Below are 17,107 nucleotides of genomic sequence, written 5' to 3'. Positions count from 1 at the left end.
AGATGCAGAGCTTATACGCTACCGCGCTAAAACGCCCATAGAGGCATAACACCGAGACGTACTTTTTATGTGGACTGTTCCAAACTGTATTACTTTATTCCGAGTAATCCTTATTCCTGTATTTGTAGTTGTTTATTTTCTTGATTGGCGCTGGGCACACGAAGCGGGCGCATTTATTTTTTGGCTAGCGGCCATCACAGACTGGTTTGACGGGTATTTAGCAAGAAAACTGCAGCAATCAACCCCATTCGGTGCGTTCTTAGACCCGGTTGCCGATAAGTTGATTGTAGGTGCCGCGCTTCTTATGATCACACATAGTTATGCAAACCTTTGGATTACCTTGCCATCTATTGCGCTTTTAGTGCGTGAAATTTATGTGTCGGCGTTACGCGAATGGATGGGGTCGAATGGTGTAAGGGATGCCGTTAAAGTGTCTTTTATAGGTAAAGCAAAAACCACTGCGCAAATGTTAGCCTTAATTGGGCTATTGTCTGGATTAGAAACCTTTATGGGCATAACTATTTATTGGGTTTCTTTAGGTTATATTCTTTTATATTTCTCAGCAGTGCTGTCAATTTGGTCAATGTTTGTTTATACAAAAGCGGCCTGGCCGCACCTTCGAAGTGGCGCAGTAAAGTGAAATTGATCGTACATTAATCAAAGTGAATAAAAAAATAGCAAACGATCATAAAAAACCGCATTTATCTCAATTTAAACGCTTTTTTGTGTTGACAGTTTTGAATGGGTAGGTAGAATGCACCCCACATTTCGAGAGGACATCAACCAAACGAAATGGTCGATTAAGACATGCGGGAATAGCTCAGTTGGTAGAGCACGACCTTGCCAAGGTCGGGGTCGCGAGTTCGAATCTCGTTTCCCGCTCCAATCTCTTAGAGATAGGTTTTAATCACGCGCCAGACGCATCTGGCGGAATGGCAGAATGGCTATGCAGCGGATTGCAAATCCGTCTATCTCGGTTCGACTCCGGGTTCCGCCTCCAAACGCTGCAACGCAGCATCAGGTTCTACGCCTGACACCTTTGCTGAAAAGCAACCCGATGCCCGGGTGGTGAAATTGGTAGACACAAGGGATTTAAAATCCCTCGCTGGTAACAGCGTGCCGGTTCAAGTCCGGCCCCGGGCACCATTTCTATATTCCATAAAATTCTATAAGCGCTTTTTGTCGATAAATAACATAGGCTTAACCGTATTTCGGGCGCTTATGAACGTTTATAAATGTTTGCACCATTCCATGTTTTTAGTAACACTTAAGTTAACAACAACGAAATGTTACAAAAACGGTGTTACAAAAACATGCCTCGGAACGTAACTGCGTTAAACGCAACCCAAGTAAAACAAGCCAAACCCAAGGAGCGGGAATATAACCTGTCTGACGGCAAGGGGCTTGCCTTACGCATCAAACCAAACGGCGCTAAGCTGTGGATATTTAATTACTCAAAACCCCACACTAAAAGGCGCAGTAACATTGGTATAGGTAGTTACCCAGAGGTTTCACTTGCTGATGCGCGAGAGGAACGCGAAGCATTTCGGAAACTTCTAGCTAAAGACATTGACCCCAAAGAGCACAAGGACCAAGCAAAAGAAAAGGCGCTGTTATCAGCCTCGCAAACTTTTGAGAGCGTTGCGAAGCAATGGTTTGAAATACATACCAGCAAAGTTTCAGAAGGAACGCTTAAAAATATCAAGCGCTCTTTTGCCAATGATGTTTTTCCGCTTGTTGGTAAAGTTCCTATTGAGCAATTAACGGCCCCAAAGGCCATAGAGGTAATTAACGCCATCGTAGGGCGCAATAGCCACGAAATTGCGCGCAAAGTTGCTAGGCGCATGAATAGTGTTATGACCTATGCTGTTAATGCCGGCATTATCCACCACAATCCACTTATAGGAATAAAAGAGCTAATACCTTCAACTAAGGTAAAGCACCAACCAACATTAGCACCCGAAGAGCTACCCGAGCTTGTAAAAGCCTTAAAGTATTCTTCTGCCAAAATAACTACTCGCTGCTTAATTGAGTTTCAGTTACATACGATGGTGCGCCCAGGTGAAGCAGCAGAGGCCAAGTGGTCAGAAATTGACTTTGCTCAATCTATTTGGGCCATACCCGCCGAACGCATGAAAATGGATAGGCCGCACTTGGTACCACTTACTCCGCAAGTTTTAGAAATACTCGAGCTAATGAAACCGTTAAGTTTTCATCGAGAATACATTTTTCCTTCCCATATTGACCCTAAAAAGCCAGCTAACAGGCAATCAGCTAATAAAGCATTGCGCGATATGGGCTTCAGGGGGCGTTTAGTCGCACATGGAATGAGGGCGCTTGCGAGTACAACCTTGAACGAGGAGGGCTTTGACCATGATGTCATTGAAGCAGCGTTGGCTCATAAGGATGAAAACGAAGTGAGAGCTGCTTATAACCGTGCGCAATACCTAGAGCGTAGACGGACAATGATGGAATGGTGGTCAATAAGAATAAAGGAGTTTGGTTAGATGAGTTCCAGTCGCTTCAATAGAAATAAGTGGGAATGTGTTGATGCTGTTAATAGCGAAGAGGGGGCCAAGCTATTATTAGAACTCCTTTCAAATCAATTCCCAGAGCCTCAAGTGCTTGGACATAGGGTAAAAGTTGATATAGCGGAAAATAACGAAAGCTTTTTGATGCCTCTAGAAAAACTGCTACATGAAATTAACTCTGGAGTTCTAAATAGCCCAAAGCTTCTTGTGTGGCTAAGTAGTGTCTTCGATGAGTATTTTAACAATAAAGGTCAAGTGCCCTTAGAAGACTTACTAGGTTTGAAGAAATCAGGCCTGAATCGAGCCTATAAAGGATTAATTTATAATAACTTTTCACTTGCCGTACTATTAGTTCGCGATTGTAAATACTTTAAACTTGCTAGCGATAAAACACAGGCAAAAATAGCCGAGTATTTTTACGATTGCTCTGGCGATATTAGTGATCTGTTAGAGCATGTGGCTAACGTCGAGGAATCCATAGATTTACGCGATGAGAAATACAGAAAGTATTTAGAAACATATCTTGGAAGCGAGTTGCGTGATTATTTTTCCTTTGAAAACGATCAGATGCCAGAACAAGAAACATTTTTAAAATATTGGCGTATATGGGAGAAGACGAACGGATAAAGTTTCTAATTTTATGTCCGTTACTTATATCCGATAAGGCCCGAAAATCACTATGAACGGTAAACAACGCACATGGTGATTCAAATGAAGCAAGAAATATCAATCCTTAAACCCGCAGAAGTTTTAAACCTTACAACTTGGTCCACTTCGGGCCTTCGCCGGCAAGTACTCGAAGGCCTATTTCCCCCATCTCTAAACCTCGGCGCACGTGCAACTGGTTATATAGCCGAAGAAGTGCAAGCAGTACTTACTGCGCGTTCAATCGGCATGAGTGACGAAGATTTAAAAAAACTTGTAAATCGTCTTGTAGAGTACAGAAAATCACGAGCAAGCCGTTTGCTTGACGTTATTGCGGCGTAAAGGGGAAGTAAAATGAGAAAAGATGAAGCCACCCCGAAGGGCAGCAACACCAACACCAACACCAACACCATCGACAATACTACTCCAACTAGACCACCTTTCAAGATTGAGTTAGCACTTTACGCAATTTTGAAAAATGGTTCGTTAGGCATTACTCAGCCTGAAGCATTTTCAAGCTATAGAGAGTCGTGTCTACATACGACAATTAGTTCGCTTCGGCATGAGAAAGGAATTGGTTTTTTAGCAAAGCCGGACTTAGAAACCGTTGTGTATTGTCATCAAAAGCCATTCAACAGGTATTGGTTAGCGAGTGATAATGACAGAGTTAAAGCTTTACGACTTTTGAACGCATACCGGTCTAACCGAGGGCTTTCGAAGGTCGAATACGAAGCCTGGCACAACCCAGATGGAAAAGCAGCGTAACCCTTCGAGGTTACCTCTTTTCGGGGAATTTTCTACCCAAATTTGGGTTAGGTGCTGGGGGATTTATGGCAAAGAATAAGACTAGGCCTTTCGCTGGTATCCCTAACAGAGTGATGGATCATCCCGATTTTAACGCGCTCAGTGCTAATTCGGTTCGCCTGTTACTCTGGTTTGCTTATCAGTACAAAGGTAATAACAACGGCAAGTTGTGCGCTGTTCATTCGCAACTACGCGACAAGGGCTTCAAATCAAAATCAACTCTGAGCGCGGCTTTAAGAGAGCTGTTAGCTGGTGGTTTCATAGAGTTGAGCAAAGGTTCAGGATTAAGCAAGAACGGACGTACACCGAACTACTACGCATTAACTTACGAGAAAATAGATGAAATAAGAGGCTTCGAAATGGATTTAAAACCTACAAATAAAGCACTTCGAACTTTCATTGGCGATATAGATAGAAAGCGCTGTGCTTAAAAAAGCCAGGTATCAAAATCTGTACAGCAAATCTTGTTAGCGGTACAGATTCCGTACACTGGCAGATGTTAGCGGTACAGATTCCGTACACTGGCAAATTTTCGTAAATCAGAAAAATCAATGAGTTACAAAAAATGAAAAATGCCATCCAGTGTACAGTTTCTGTACTCCTTAATAGTAAGCCATACATACAGTTATTTTGACTCACTATTTATTGGAAAAAACAAACGAATTTAAAGGTAAAACACCGCGAGGCCGAAATTTAAGTTTTTAATTTACGCTCACAAGCATCCTTTACCCACTCGGAGAAAGCCTGGTTGGTTTTGGTTCTGTCTTCATCAATTTTTTTTAGGAGATCATCTTCGAAGCGAATTTGCTTTCTTGTTGAACCTAAGCGTTCAAAACTTTTTTTGTTTTTATCTTGCACTGGTACGTACCACTTGTTATGTTGTTTTAACTGGTACGTACCAGTGTACATTATTACTTAAAACCCAACAATGGAGGAACGACCATGGAGCAATCAATCGTAACTAAAGCGAATGAACGTGATGATTTAGTTCGAGCTAATATGAATAAAGCCTCTGCAATATTGCAAACAATGCTTTCGTTGCAGTGCGACGGTAACCCAATGAATGAAGAAGTAACAGGGAACCTTCTGTGGAGCGCTTGTGATTTACTGAGCGAGGCTATTGAGGCTGACGGGCAAGTAATGCGTGAGGAGCTTGAAGGGGGGATATGTGTCAGATATGAACCAGTATTTAGTGCTAAAGCAAAATTTCATGTTGAGAAAAATTAAGGAAATATCATGCAAAAAGAAAACACTATCACGCTAACTGAAATGTCAGCTATTGCAAATTCTTCATATGAATCAATTCTTGAGTTAGCAAATATGCTGCAAGGCTATATTTGGGAAAGCGATATTAAGCTGGAGTCCAAGCACGATAGCGTAATTTCTGCGTTGATTAATCAAATAAAAAGCGAGTGCTCGAGCTTTGATGTTGAAAGCCATTAGCTTTAGTAAAAGCTCTGTAGGCCGCAGCGCGAAAGGATGCGCTAATATTTAGTGATAACTTTCACGCTGTGTACCAAATGCTCAATTTTTTGCTAATCTTATGAGCTAGCGATTACGATACTGTTGAATTATGGAAGAAGATAAAGACGATAATTTTATGTGTTTGCGCGTTGGCGATGGAAAAACAATCGCCACTTACAAAGGCGTTACCGTAGTTGCATCTAAGCGCAGTGAAAAAGAGAAATGCCAGAACGAAGAGTTGGTGGTGAAACCTCTATCATGGTGGCGAAGGCTATTAAAAACGCTAAAGCTAAGTTGAGCAGTACTAATATTGCTTGGCAAGTACGGGGATCCGAAAAGAGTCCTGTTAGTTAAATTAGTTAATTGGACTAAGTTTGGCTTGGACGGGCTGACACGTTAATAAATGTTAAGGTGTTAAAGCGCGGTAAGATTACGGTAAGGGTGATAAAAGGGCGAGGCTACAAGCCTGATTCAAAATAACACTAACAAAGCACTAACCTAACAAAACCTAACATGCTCAAACCTTACAAAACCCAACATTGAACTTCAGGCAATCCGATCACAATCCTACTCAACAAAACTCAACATCTATAAAGTGCTTCAGAAAACTTCAGATCCAAATTGGCCTGTTAATCGGTAGGAGCGCGCTAAAAAGACAATTAATGTTTTATTGCTACTATATTGCTAATACTAATGGGTGAAGCCATATTTTGACCTCTCTGAATTTAAAAAGTTTACTCAAGGAAGAACGATGAGAACCTTACTTTTATTTCTATTACTGACTATTTTCACATGTAATATCGAAGCGAGCCCAAGTTTTAAATACAAACGAGGGGATTGTATAACTCCTATCAACAAAGCTTATTCTTGGTATGGTAAATACGCTACTGTTGAAGCGGTATCAAGATTGGAAGGATTTGCGGGGGTAAACTACGTTTTGTTGTTCAAGAACTATCTCAGTAATAGTGTAATCTTCTCTTTAGCTATTGAGACTGAAACTAGAAGAGTTGATAGCGCGTTTTGTGAATAGTCTAAAATTGCGCTCATCGTAGACTGTTGCTCAAAATATTTGGTACACGAATAGGGAAATCTTTAGACATACGCAAAAATTGGTCTTGGGTACAGTTACATTGATAACCACCAGCCGCTAACTTTAAATAGAACTCAATCACATGCTGGTGGCTTATGGAACCAATAACGACAATCGAACAAGTCGAAGTATTACTAAGTAATCTAATAGGCTTGAGAGACACTCATACGGACAATTTCACGATAGATCACGATGATGTTGTTGTAACACTGCAAACAGCTGTAAATCTTCTCAGAATGGCGCAGGATGCGTTATATGAGATTAACACTTATAGTATGGTAGATAACATTACTGTATTGAATGAGTGAAAGCATGACGGATGAAAAGCAAATCAAAGATGATTTCATGTGTATGCGCATTGACGGCGGGAAAACACTCGCTACTTACAAAGGCGTTACCGTTGTTGCATCAAAACGTATGGAAAAAGCGGAAAGCCAGAGCAAAGAACTGGTGGCGGAACCTCAGTCATGGTGGCGGAGGCTATTAAGACGTAAAAGCTAAGTCGATAATTACCATTCTGGCACAGTGAGTAAAGGGATCCGAAAAGAGTCCTGTTAGTTAAATTAGTTAATTGGACTAAGTCTGGCTTGGACGGGCTGACACGTTAATAAATGTTAAGGTGTTAAAGCGCGGTAAGATTACGGTAAGGGTGATAAAAGGGCGAGGCTACAAGCCTGATTCAAAATAACACTAACAAAGCACTAACCCAATAAAACCCAACATCGTAAAACCTGTCAAAACCTGATATTGAAACTCTGCCCAACCCGCTCACCCCCCTACTCAATTAAAGTCAATATCGATAAAGAGCTTCAGAAAACTTAAGATCTAAGCTGGTATGTAAATAGGCTAAAATGCGCACAAAAGGCATTAACAACAAATCACTACAATAAAGATACTGATGGTAGAGGTCGGACATTAGGTTTCTTTATAAAAAGCTAATACTCATAATTGAACGATGAGAACCTTATGTTTATTCTTACTGCTAGTTGTTTTCAAATGAAATGCTGGTATTAGGCTGTTTCAGAAAAAAACATTCAGCCTCTTCCAAAAGAGAACCCGGGCGGGTTTCCAATTTACCTATTGTTGTTCCAATAATTTGCCCAGAATAGCTTGCGATACTCAATGATCCCATTAATATGGGTTTAGTTTCGAAATATTACCAATTGGCTGGTATTGCTTTGAAGTTAACACTATGGATTAAAAAGGGATTTTATGTTTCAAGTAAGTAGCTCTGAGGTTGCCGAGTTTGTAGAATCATTACCGAACCTACAATATGGCTCTTTGACATTGCCACCGTTCATCAAACCATTTCATTTAGCTTTTCTGGCGTCAAGTTGCAGAATAAATGGATACGAATTGAGTATAAACCATCAAAATGAGAGGTACATCAATCGTATGGGGCTTTATGAAGCAATTGGGCAGCAGCCTCCTTCTCGCGTGTTCAGATGTAACCAAGCCGGCCGAATAGTAGAGGCTAGAGCTATAACTAGCGTTGATAATGTTCCTGGGCTGGCCTCAGAAATTTCCAGCATGTTTCAAAACTGTGTAAGTCAGGCCACTGAGGATGATTTGTCGATTTTGATTTCTGAACTGCTCCAAAACTGCTGCGCGCACTCCGTAGCACCCGATCAGAGGCCATTCGGACTGGTATGTGGTCAAGCGTGGCCAAATGGAGGGCTTGCTCAAATAGCAATTGTTGATACGGGCGTAGGAATAGAAGAATCGCTTTCTAATAATGAAGCGTTAAGTGAGCGATTAGAATCAAGCTCTCATTGCCAATTGGCCTGTGAGTACGGAATAACAGGTAAACCTAACAGTACACATTCAGGGTATGGCCTTGCGCTAGCTAAAGGATTGGCAGAGCAACACTCTGGAAGATTGATCGTTTTATCTGGCAATGAACTATATATTTGTGGCAATGGTCAAAATAGCAGTGTACATTTAAATAGTGCCTGGCAAGGCACAGCTATAATATTTGAATGGAATGTTAACGTGGCACTCGATACAGGAGCTGTATATAGCGAGTGGCCAACGCCCGCAACTATGGAGGAGGATGAGTACGATGAAATCTTTGATTAAGTTATCAGAGCATTTTGATGCTCTTTCCTCTAGACCTGCTGGAGCTGAGGCAAGGAAACAACTCTTGATGTTACTAAGTGGAGTTTCAACTCAAGTTATTATTGATTTTGAGTTTCGAAAAGTTTCCCCATCCTTTGCTGATGAATCAATAGGGCTCATTGCAGCAGAGCTAGGAAAAAGCGAATTTAAAAAAAGGCTTAAGATAATTAACACAACCGAACAAGCCAGAGCGATTCTGAAGCACGTTATAAAGACTAGGGTTACTCAGAGTGATTATCGTGATGAGATAGCTGTTGCACATTAATTGGAAGTAACACTGGTAGTAACACTTGGTAGTGCGTTTTTCTAGTATTTTGATATTTTTCAATATTTTATGTGCCCAGTCCAAGTCTGGCCCCGGGCACCATTTATCAACTCCCAAATATTCCAAATCTTAGTCAAAAAATTGATAAGATAATAGCGCTCTTTTATCACAAATTACTATGGTAAAATCCGTAAAAATTTTTGCCTAAGACACACTATCTTGAATTCTGTTATGTCACTTCGTTTAGACGAGTTATCTCGTGCTGAACGTCCATTCTACGCACGTGGGAGTAAAGTAGTTCGCTGCGACGCGTGTTTGCTTCCAACGCAAAACTGTATTTGTGAATATAAACCTGAAGCTGGCACAGACGTGGCGGTTTTGTTCTTGATGTACAAAGGCGAATACTATAAGCCTACCAATACCGGTCGTTTAATTGCGGATGTGGTTAAAGATAACCACGCATTTTTGTGGAAGCGCACCGAGCCAGAAGAGGCGCTATTGGCGTTACTTCGTAACGAAAAATATTTTCCTATCGTGGTATTTCCACACGAATATGCTGCAGCTGAACGTTGTATTGATACGCCACCATTGAATACGGGGAAAACGTTACTATTTATTTTCTTGGATGGAACGTGGCGTGAAGCAAAAAAAATGTTCGTGAAGAGCCCTTACTTGCATGAATTTCCTGTGTTGGGCGTGAGTATGGACGTCGCGTCAGATTATTTACTTCGCGAATCTACCCATGATTTCCAACACTGTACTGCTGAAGTTGGTATTAGCGTTTTAGACCTTGCGCAGCAGAAGCAAGGGGCACAAACGTTAGCGCACTATTTCAGTGTGTTTAGACGGGAATATTTAAAAGGTAAGCCGCATTTGCAGCATAAACTTGCATTTGCAGAGTCGCAGGTTAAAAGTAACATTTAAACAACGTCACTTTTATTTGCGAAAGTGTTGTTTTACATCCACTATTTTATATTAACAAAACACGGAGAAAGCGAATGGCATCAGTTACTTTTCAAGGCAATACAGTTACGACAAAAGGTCAGCTTCCTGAAGTAGGCGCTTCTGCACCAAATTTTACACTAGTAAAAGCAGATTTGGGTGAAGTAACACTGTCAGAGCTTGCAGGAAAAAATGTTGTATTGAACATTTTCCCTTCTATCGACACGGGAACATGTGCAATGTCTGTACGTAAATTTAACGAAGAAGCAGCGAAGTTAGATAACACTGCGGTTATTTGCGTATCGGCAGATCTTCCGTTTGCAGCGGGTCGTTTCTGCGGTGCAGAAGGTATTGAAAATGTAATCACAGGCTCTACTTTTCGATCAAGCTTTGGCGATGACTATGGAGTAACCTTTGAATCAGCGCCGCTTACTGGGCTACTGTCGCGCTCGGTGGTGGTTATCGATACTGAAGGCAAAGTGGTCTACACAGAACAAGTAGCAGAAACAACAGAAGAGCCTAACTATGACGCGGCTATTGCTGCGTTGAAATAAAATGTTCGCACGTGAATTAGTTCAATACTAATTAAACAAATATTGCAGATTAATACGTACCGATTCATTTTTGTCGGGGTATTGCAGGGTACTCGCCATTGCGGGTGCCTTTCTAGGAGGATGTAATGGCATCAGTATTGCTCTCAGTTGGTCAGTTGGCCAATGTGATGCAACAAAAGCCTGTAACGCTTGTAAGAGCGTTGATGGATGACCCCGTTTCAAAAACACCAGATACGCGAACGGCAATGGTTTTACCTGCGTCAGTCGATTTTGATTTAGACAATGAGGGAAGCGATCATACAACAGGTCTTCCTCACAGTATGCCTTCTGCAAATGACCTTGCTATTTACCTAGGCAATCAGGGCATAACAGCAAATACGCCTATTGCGGTTTACGATACTCGTGGAATATATTCTGCGCCAAGAGTATGGTGGATGTTAAAAGCGCTAGGCCACCAAGACGTGTATATCTTAAATGGCGGGCAACCTGCGTGGGGGAAAGCTGGATTACCCGTTTCGGAACAGCAGCAATACGGGAAGTTAACCTATCAAGCTACGCCGCGACCTGGTTGGTTCGCAAATTCCAGTGCAGTGCTTCAAGCAATAAATACGGAAGCGCAACTTATAGACGCGCGCAGTACGCCGCGTTTTAAAGGCGAAGTGTCAGAGCCTCGAGAAGGTGTGCGTTCTGGGCATATGCCAGGTGCGTTTAATATTCCTTTTGATACTTTACTAAAGAACGGGCTTTTTTTGCCGGTTGATCAGCTTAACGCTGTCTTTGAACGCGCTAATGTTGATTTACGCAACCCCATCATCTGCACGTGTGGCTCTGGCGTTACTGCCTGCATAATTGGTGTGGCGGCACTATTGTGCGGCGCTACACAGGTTTCAGTATATGATGGCTCTTGGTCAGAGTGGGGCGCCGATACTCAGTACCCTGTGGTAAAAGACGTATAAATCAGTGAAGATTTACCGTTCTTTCTCAATTTTAATTGCGTTGGAAGCGAAGCGGTCTAACTTTGCTAATTTCGACGTAAAACGTATAACTAACCTTAAGTAACAGAGTAAAAACAGTCCGATGTCAGCTAATCAAGCCCTACCCAATATCGTCATCCTTACCGGTGCGGGAATTTCCGCTGAGTCTGGCTTAAAGACATTTCGCGATAATGACGGCCTATGGGAAAACCATAGCGTAGAAGAGGTAGCCACCCCAGAGGCTTTTGAACAAAATCCAAGCTTGGTTTACCGCTTTTATAACGCGAGGCGTGCTCAGTTACAGCAAGATGAGGTTGAACCTAACGCGGCGCATGAGGCACTTGCCAAACTCCAGAAAGCATTTGGCGATAAATTAATGTTGGTTACGCAAAACGTGGATGACTTGCATGAGCGCGGTGGGAGCGAGTCGGTTTATCATATGCACGGCAAACTGTTATCGGCGCGCTGCGCTATAAGCCAGCAAACTTTTGACTGGCGTGAGAGCTTTGATCACACCACTAAGTGCCCATGTTGCAACAGAGTAACATTGCGACCGGATATCGTGTGGTTTGGTGAAATGCCCATGTACATGGAAGAGATTTATGATGCGCTTTCAAAGGCTGATGTGTTTATTGCTATTGGCACATCAGGGAATGTTTATCCTGCCGCGGGTTTTGTTCAGATCGCTAAAGAAAGTGGCGCACACACCATAGAGGCAAATTTGGAGCCTGGCGCAACCAATGCCTTATTCGACGAATCACTGACAGGCTTTGCTTCTCATATTGTTCCGCAATGGGTTGATGAATTAATATCAAAGTATGCGCTGTAGGAGGCGCAAAACATGCAGTATATGAACGAATTTCTTACCATTGCATTGGTACACCTTGTGGCTGTTGCTAGCCCAGGGCCTGATTTTGCGGTGGTTGTTCGAAACAGCGTGGCCTATGGCAGACGTATTGCCATGTACACCAGTATAGGTATTGGTTTGGCTATTTTACTACATGTGGCTTACTCGCTAGTTGGTTTGAGTGTGGTGATTGATACAACGCCTTGGCTATTTACCACCTTCAGCTATGCTGCCGCGGCTTATTTACTTTATCTTGCGTATGGAGCGCTTAAAAGTGGGCCTGTGAAACAGGAACAGGCCGTAAATACCGCACAGAAGACATCGCAAATATCTGCAAAGCGTGCAGTATGGACGGGTTTTCTTACTAACGGGCTTAATCCAAAAGCAACGCTTTTTTTCCTCTCGTTGTTTACTGCAATTATTAGTATTGATACCCCATTTGCAGTGAAACTTGGCTACGGTGTCTATTTAGCCATAGCTACTGGACTGTGGTTCTGTTTTCTTTCATACCTTTTGAGCACCAGTAAAGTCGCCGAACTTATAGGTAAAAAAGGGTATTGGTTAGACCGTGCGATGGGTGTGCTACTCGTTGGTTTAGCTGCGAAATTAGTGCTAGGTTAACGTTTGTTTACCTTACAAACAGGCATTTGTTTTTGTGAATTGGTATAATCGCGCCGATTTTTCAAAAAGATAAGAGAGTTGTGTGAAAGACGTAAACCAAGACCGCCTGAACAATACGTTGTCTAAACAGTATCAATTTGATACCAAAGGTCTATTGCGCCGCGCTGCCGGTTTAACCAAAGCAAATTACGGCTCCTTGTTGCAAGGAAGCGTAGTGCTATTTTTGACGTTTGTCGTGTTAGGCTTGTTTGCTCAGCAGTACATCACAGTAAATGAGGATGGGAGCTACGTATTTGAACACCAGTCTATTATTGAAATTGCGGCCATCTGCATCGTCTCCCCACTACTGACCGGTTTGTACATGATGGGGGTCTTTGTTGCCCGTGGCGCTAAAATTTCAGTGTTTACGGTATTTCAGTTTTTTCCTCTTATATTTTTGGTGGCATTGACTCAATTAGTAAACAGTATTCTTGTTCAGCTTGGCATGATGCTGCTTATTATTCCTGGCGTGTACTTTTATTTAGCGTCGTCTTTTTCACTGATGCTGGTTGTTGATAGAAAACTAACGCCAATTAGTGCAATTATCCTTTCATGCCGCGTGTTTAATGCGTACTGGGCGCAAATTGCCAGTATTTTTGGTGTGTTTTTTCTACTGTTCGCATCGGTGCCGTTAACCTTTGGCTTTTCTCTTGTATGGGTATTACCTTTTTATTTTAGTATGATGGGGTTGCTCTATCAGGAACTGATTGGTGAACAAGGAGTGAGCACGGAAGCATCTGGAAACGATGTGAATGAGTCTAGCTTCGATGCATAAACGTGAAACCTTTAAAATTGTTCTTATAACGCTGGGTGTATTAGCGGTAATTGTCATTAATGCCATTATTTTAACTAAGGACGAGCCGGATGTTTTAGACATACCGCAAACGGTTGAAGCTAAAAAGCCTGTGCCTGACTTTTCTGCCTATACTGACGTAAAAGAGAAAAAAGAAGCGTTTTTTAACTATCTACGCCCCGAAGTAGAGAAGCAAAATGCTTACCTGCTTACGTTAAGGCATTATGTACAAACTCTGTACAGGAAGGCGTTAGCCAACACGTCGCTTTCTGATGAAGATATGGCAAGGCTTGAGTGGCTGGTAGAAGAGTATCGGGTTAAGTCCGCACAACCGCTTAAGATGAAACTCTTGGCGCTGTTGCAAAAGATTGATGTCCTGCCAGCCGAGCTGGTACTCGTGCAGGCGGCAAATGAATCGGCTTGGGGAACCAGCCGCTTTGCAAGAAAGGGCTATAATTTTTTCGGGCTGTGGTGCTTCTCTAAAGGTTGCGGCTTTGTACCCAACCGCAGAAATGACGGAGCTTCTCATGAAGTTGCCAAGTTTGATAGTTTGTCGCGCGCAACGTACACCTATATGCGAAACTTAAATCGTCACGACGCATATGAGGATTTAAGAGAGATCCGCAGCCGACTGCGTGCAAACCAAATTCCTATTACTGGCGTTGCTTTAGCTGAAGGCCTGATGAATTATTCCGAGCGAGGAGCCGCTTATGTTGAAGAGCTTCAAACTATGATCCTATTTAACGAGGAGTTTTTATCCGAATGATACGTGCTGCTTTATTTTTTGCTTCATCTCTGTTTATTGGTGTGGGCAGTCCGTCCGTTGCTGCTGAAACGATAGACGTTGAGTACAGCCGTTTCTACAGCCATGTTAAAAAATTGGATAACGAAGATACCCAAGCCCTCCAATTTGCATTTGGGTTTGTCCGTGTTGGTGAAGGGCGTTTATGCGAAGTCAACGGAGCATCTATCGTAACCGATAAAAAAACAATGCCCCTAGAAGTAAGTGATGAAGGGCGGTTCACCGTGCCAACTGAAAAAGCATTGAAGCTTGCCAACGCACTGGTTCGCATCGATTTAAACGAACGGGCGAACGTGTGTGATATGTCGGTACAACTTGAAACCAAGCCGGAATATCTAAAGCAGTATTACACAAAAGACGACCTTACTTTTTTGTATGGTCAGTACGAAGCTTTCTTTAATGAAATGGGAAGCTTTTTGTCTTTCATGATGCCTTCGGTAAAAGGCTTGATGATTCAGTTTGATGACAAGAATTTAGATTTTATTACACCACAAGGTGTGCAAATTAATAACGGCGTGTTGCATCTAGAACAAGATTGGATCAACGACGCAAAAGGCTTAACGCTGCCTCATGCGCCGCTACGTGTTACCGCTATGGCTTCAAGCTAGATGCATATTTGGGATTAGGTAAGAAGCTGATACCTAATTTGCTCTGCTAAACGCGCGATGGTTTCTTCGCCCTTCGCGCATAGCTCTTCGGCTCTGTGGAATTCCATAATACCCACGTCGGTGAGCTGAGGCTCAATAAGAATGTCAGGCGGATCGCCAGCTAAACGTGAACGTGTGACGCGAGCTTGAAGTATTTCAAGTGAACTACTCATTACGCTCATAATTCCAGGCGGGTTTCGCTTGTTTACTTTAGCGGGCACTTCGGTAAATTCTTCTTCCACTTTTTCAATAACATCAGAAGCAATACCTTCTTCTGTTTTCACATCGTCAGACGAAGCCTTGTGCTGTTCGCCTTTTTTCTCTATCGCTTTTTCTTCTTTATTGTCAGGTGAAAACCATTGTCGCAATACATTTTGGCTTTTCGTAAAAAAGTCTTCAGTTTTACGTTGGTTTTCTTCATGGTCTTGCCTTAATTTTTCAAGGCGAAGTGGGCGGAAATCGGCGTTAAGGTTAACCGCGATGACAAAGTCGGCCCCTAATTGGCGACACAAGTTCACCGGTACAGGGTTTACAACGGCACCGTCTACCAACCAACGATCACCGTGTGCTACAGGCGCAAAAAGTGCGGGGATAGCGCAAGATGCTTGAATGGTATCGCCGATGGGACCAGAGTTAAATATCACTTCACGGCCGGTATAAAGGTCAGTCGCTACCGTCGCAAAGGGCTTTTGCATGTCTTCATAGGTTGATTCGCAAAACTCGCTTGCTAACTTGTCGAAAACCTTCTGTCCGCTTGCTATCCCGCCACGTCTAAGGCCTACGCCCATAAGAGCAAGCACTTGCCAGTCGCTAAGCGAACAGGCCCACTCTTTCAATCCTTCCAGCTTGCCACTTGCGTAGGCAGCACCAACATAGGCACCAATAGAGCAACCTGCTACCACGTCAATTTTAACGCCGAGTTTTTCTAGTGCTTCAATGATACCAATGTGAGTCCAGCCCCTTGCGGCACCGGCACCTAACGCAAGTCCAATTTTCATTTACTTCGGTTCCATAATGTTTATAACTTCAATAGCATTATCTTCATCACTGAAGTCCGTACTATTTTCTGTAGTAAAAGAAGGTTCATCGAACCCGATATCGCCATCTTCAACTGGGCCGTCTTGGGTAGCTATCGCTTTAAAATCATAAAGGTTGCTGTCGATTAAATGTGAAGGTGCTACGTTTTGAAGCGCACGAAACATCGACTCTATACGGCCTGGGAAGCGACGGTTCCAGTCTTGAAGCATAGCCTTTATGTTTTGGCGCTGTAGATTTTCTTGTGAACCACAAAGATTACATGGAATAATCGGAAATTCAACGGCCTGAGAATATTTCTCAATGTCTTTTTCTGTGCAGTATGCTAACGGACGAATGACGATGTGTTCACCGTTGTCGCTCACCAGTTTTGGCGGCATGGATTTTAGCTTGCCACCATGGAACATATTGAGGAAGAATGTTTCTAGCATGTCGTCGCGGTGATGACCTAATGCAATTTTAGTGGCACCAAGTTCTTTTGCTGTGCGGTACAAAATACCACGGCGCAAGCGAGAACAGAGGGAGCATGTCGTCTTTCCCTCTGGAATTTTGTCTTTAACAATCGAGTAGGTGTCTTCTTCTACAATTTTGTAGTCAACGCCAATGCTCTTTAGATATTCAGGCAAGATATGTTCTGGGAAACCAGGCTGCTTTTGATCAAGATTAACCGCAACGATATCAAAGTGAATAGGCGCAATCTTCTTTAAAAACAATAGAATATCAAGCATGGTGTAGCTGTCTTTACCGCCAGATAAGCACACCATGACTTTGTCGTTGTTTTCAATCATACCGAAATCGCCAATGGCTTTACCCACATTCCGGCGAAGTCGTTTCTGAAGTTTGTTGAAGTTGTACTTTTGCTTACTTTGCGCAGCATTTAATGGCGACGCGTCAGCACTGTTTGTGCCTAAACTCATAATTAACTAGCTTAGTTTG

Annotated in this window: 23 protein-coding genes and 3 tRNA genes; 23 read left to right on the top strand and 3 right to left on the bottom strand. The window is 42.6% G+C overall.

The features are described from left to right. Positions 1-67: 67 nt before the first annotated feature. From pgsA to V7R42_RS13190, 9 genes are all read left to right on the top strand, one after another. Positions 68-640 carry a CDP-diacylglycerol--glycerol-3-phosphate 3-phosphatidyltransferase gene (gene pgsA / locus V7R42_RS13230; protein WP_014949608.1) on the top strand — a complete coding sequence of 191 codons (573 nt, stop codon included), beginning with the start codon at positions 68-70 and terminating at the stop codon, positions 638-640. A 169-nt stretch (positions 641-809) separates the two neighbouring features. Beyond that, positions 810-885: transfer RNA gene (locus tag V7R42_RS13225), tRNA-Gly, on the top strand. Positions 886-926: 41 nt separating this feature from the next. Continuing rightward, a tRNA-Cys gene (locus tag V7R42_RS13220) sits at positions 927-1,000 on the top strand. Between the two features lie 59 nt (positions 1,001-1,059). After that, positions 1,060-1,146: transfer RNA gene (locus V7R42_RS13215), tRNA-Leu, on the top strand. A gap of 167 nt (positions 1,147-1,313) precedes the next feature. Then, the gene (locus V7R42_RS13210) at positions 1,314-2,507 is read left to right on the top strand and encodes an integrase domain-containing protein (protein WP_334020743.1); all 1,194 of its coding nucleotides are present in this window, start codon (positions 1,314-1,316) and stop codon (positions 2,505-2,507) included. Further along, the gene (locus tag V7R42_RS13205) at positions 2,508-3,158 is read left to right on the top strand and encodes a hypothetical protein (RefSeq protein ID WP_334020742.1); all 651 of its coding nucleotides are present in this window, start codon (positions 2,508-2,510) and stop codon (positions 3,156-3,158) included. Between the two features lie 84 nt (positions 3,159-3,242). Next, complete coding sequence (locus V7R42_RS13200) at positions 3,243-3,518, top strand: helix-turn-helix transcriptional regulator (protein WP_334020741.1); 276 nt, start codon at positions 3,243-3,245, stop codon at positions 3,516-3,518. 12 nt (positions 3,519-3,530) lie between these two features. Continuing rightward, positions 3,531-3,941: a hypothetical protein gene (locus tag V7R42_RS13195; RefSeq protein ID WP_334020740.1), complete on the top strand. Its 411-nt coding sequence runs from the start codon at positions 3,531-3,533 to the stop codon at positions 3,939-3,941. Between the two features lie 65 nt (positions 3,942-4,006). Next, the gene (locus tag V7R42_RS13190) at positions 4,007-4,411 is read left to right on the top strand and encodes a hypothetical protein (protein ID WP_334020739.1); all 405 of its coding nucleotides are present in this window, start codon (positions 4,007-4,009) and stop codon (positions 4,409-4,411) included. Between the two features lie 262 nt (positions 4,412-4,673). Here V7R42_RS13190 and V7R42_RS13185 read toward each other — a convergent pair whose 3' ends face one another. Next, positions 4,674-4,838, bottom strand: a complete 165-nt coding sequence (locus V7R42_RS13185) for a DUF3950 domain-containing protein (RefSeq protein ID WP_334020738.1) — start codon at positions 4,836-4,838, stop codon at positions 4,674-4,676. Between the two features lie 84 nt (positions 4,839-4,922). On the opposite strand from V7R42_RS13185, the gene V7R42_RS13180 reads away from it, so the two are divergent. The 14 genes from V7R42_RS13180 to V7R42_RS13115 all read left to right on the top strand — a co-directional run bounded on the left by V7R42_RS13180 (position 4,923) and on the right by V7R42_RS13115 (position 15,097). Beyond that, positions 4,923-5,207 carry a hypothetical protein gene (locus V7R42_RS13180; protein ID WP_334020737.1) on the top strand — a complete coding sequence of 95 codons (285 nt, stop codon included), beginning with the start codon at positions 4,923-4,925 and terminating at the stop codon, positions 5,205-5,207. A 9-nt stretch (positions 5,208-5,216) separates the two neighbouring features. Then, positions 5,217-5,423, top strand: coding sequence for a hypothetical protein (locus V7R42_RS13175; RefSeq protein ID WP_334020736.1), 207 nt, complete (start codon positions 5,217-5,219; stop codon positions 5,421-5,423). 130 nt (positions 5,424-5,553) lie between these two features. Next, a complete protein-coding gene (locus tag V7R42_RS13170; protein WP_334020735.1) occupies positions 5,554-5,742 on the top strand; it encodes a hypothetical protein in 189 nt (62 codons plus the stop codon). Between the two features lie 1,104 nt (positions 5,743-6,846). Beyond that, positions 6,847-7,035 carry a hypothetical protein gene (locus V7R42_RS13165; RefSeq protein WP_334020734.1) on the top strand — a complete coding sequence of 63 codons (189 nt, stop codon included), beginning with the start codon at positions 6,847-6,849 and terminating at the stop codon, positions 7,033-7,035. 855 nt (positions 7,036-7,890) lie between these two features. Continuing rightward, on the top strand, positions 7,891-8,613 hold the full coding sequence (locus V7R42_RS13160; RefSeq protein ID WP_334020733.1) for an ATP-binding protein: 723 nt from the start codon (positions 7,891-7,893) through the stop codon (positions 8,611-8,613). Then, entirely contained in the window at positions 8,597-8,917 is a 321-nt protein-coding gene (locus V7R42_RS13155) for an STAS-like domain-containing protein (RefSeq protein WP_334020732.1), read from the top strand. The genes V7R42_RS13160 and V7R42_RS13155 overlap by 17 nt, the downstream gene beginning before the upstream one ends. 231 nt (positions 8,918-9,148) lie before the next feature. Further along, a complete protein-coding gene (locus V7R42_RS13150) occupies positions 9,149-9,841 on the top strand; it encodes a tRNA-uridine aminocarboxypropyltransferase (RefSeq protein WP_334020731.1) in 693 nt (230 codons plus the stop codon). A gap of 74 nt (positions 9,842-9,915) precedes the next feature. Beyond that, complete coding sequence (gene tpx / locus V7R42_RS13145) at positions 9,916-10,413, top strand: thiol peroxidase (RefSeq protein WP_334020730.1); 498 nt, start codon at positions 9,916-9,918, stop codon at positions 10,411-10,413. A gap of 125 nt (positions 10,414-10,538) precedes the next feature. After that, entirely contained in the window at positions 10,539-11,369 is an 831-nt protein-coding gene (locus V7R42_RS13140; protein WP_334020729.1) for a sulfurtransferase, read from the top strand. A gap of 121 nt (positions 11,370-11,490) precedes the next feature. Further along, complete coding sequence (gene cobB / locus V7R42_RS13135; RefSeq protein ID WP_334020728.1) at positions 11,491-12,216, top strand: Sir2 family NAD+-dependent deacetylase; 726 nt, start codon at positions 11,491-11,493, stop codon at positions 12,214-12,216. A gap of 12 nt (positions 12,217-12,228) precedes the next feature. Then, positions 12,229-12,855, top strand: a complete 627-nt coding sequence (locus V7R42_RS13130) for a LysE family translocator (RefSeq protein WP_334020727.1) — start codon at positions 12,229-12,231, stop codon at positions 12,853-12,855. 82 nt (positions 12,856-12,937) lie between these two features. Beyond that, positions 12,938-13,669 carry a stress protein gene (locus tag V7R42_RS13125; protein ID WP_334020726.1) on the top strand — a complete coding sequence of 244 codons (732 nt, stop codon included), beginning with the start codon at positions 12,938-12,940 and terminating at the stop codon, positions 13,667-13,669. Continuing rightward, positions 13,662-14,453: a glucosaminidase domain-containing protein gene (locus V7R42_RS13120; protein WP_334020725.1), complete on the top strand. Its 792-nt coding sequence runs from the start codon at positions 13,662-13,664 to the stop codon at positions 14,451-14,453. Before V7R42_RS13125 ends, V7R42_RS13120 begins: the two co-directional genes overlap by 8 nt. Continuing rightward, the gene (locus V7R42_RS13115; protein ID WP_334020724.1) at positions 14,450-15,097 is read left to right on the top strand and encodes a DUF2987 domain-containing protein; all 648 of its coding nucleotides are present in this window, start codon (positions 14,450-14,452) and stop codon (positions 15,095-15,097) included. Before V7R42_RS13120 ends, V7R42_RS13115 begins: the two co-directional genes overlap by 4 nt. A 14-nt stretch (positions 15,098-15,111) precedes the next feature. Here V7R42_RS13115 and V7R42_RS13110 read toward each other — a convergent pair whose 3' ends face one another. Then, positions 15,112-16,134, bottom strand: a complete 1,023-nt coding sequence (locus tag V7R42_RS13110; RefSeq protein WP_334020723.1) for a patatin-like phospholipase family protein — start codon at positions 16,132-16,134, stop codon at positions 15,112-15,114. Then, positions 16,135-17,088, bottom strand: coding sequence for a tRNA 2-thiocytidine(32) synthetase TtcA (ttcA, locus tag V7R42_RS13105; RefSeq protein ID WP_334020722.1), 954 nt, complete (start codon positions 17,086-17,088; stop codon positions 16,135-16,137). Positions 17,089-17,107 lie beyond the last annotated feature (19 nt).

It is taken from the genome of Alteromonas sp. S015 (assembly GCF_036864485.1).
In the GTDB taxonomy this organism is placed as follows: domain Bacteria; phylum Pseudomonadota; class Gammaproteobacteria; order Enterobacterales; family Alteromonadaceae; genus Alteromonas.
This window is presented reverse-complemented; position numbering and strand designations above follow the sequence as displayed.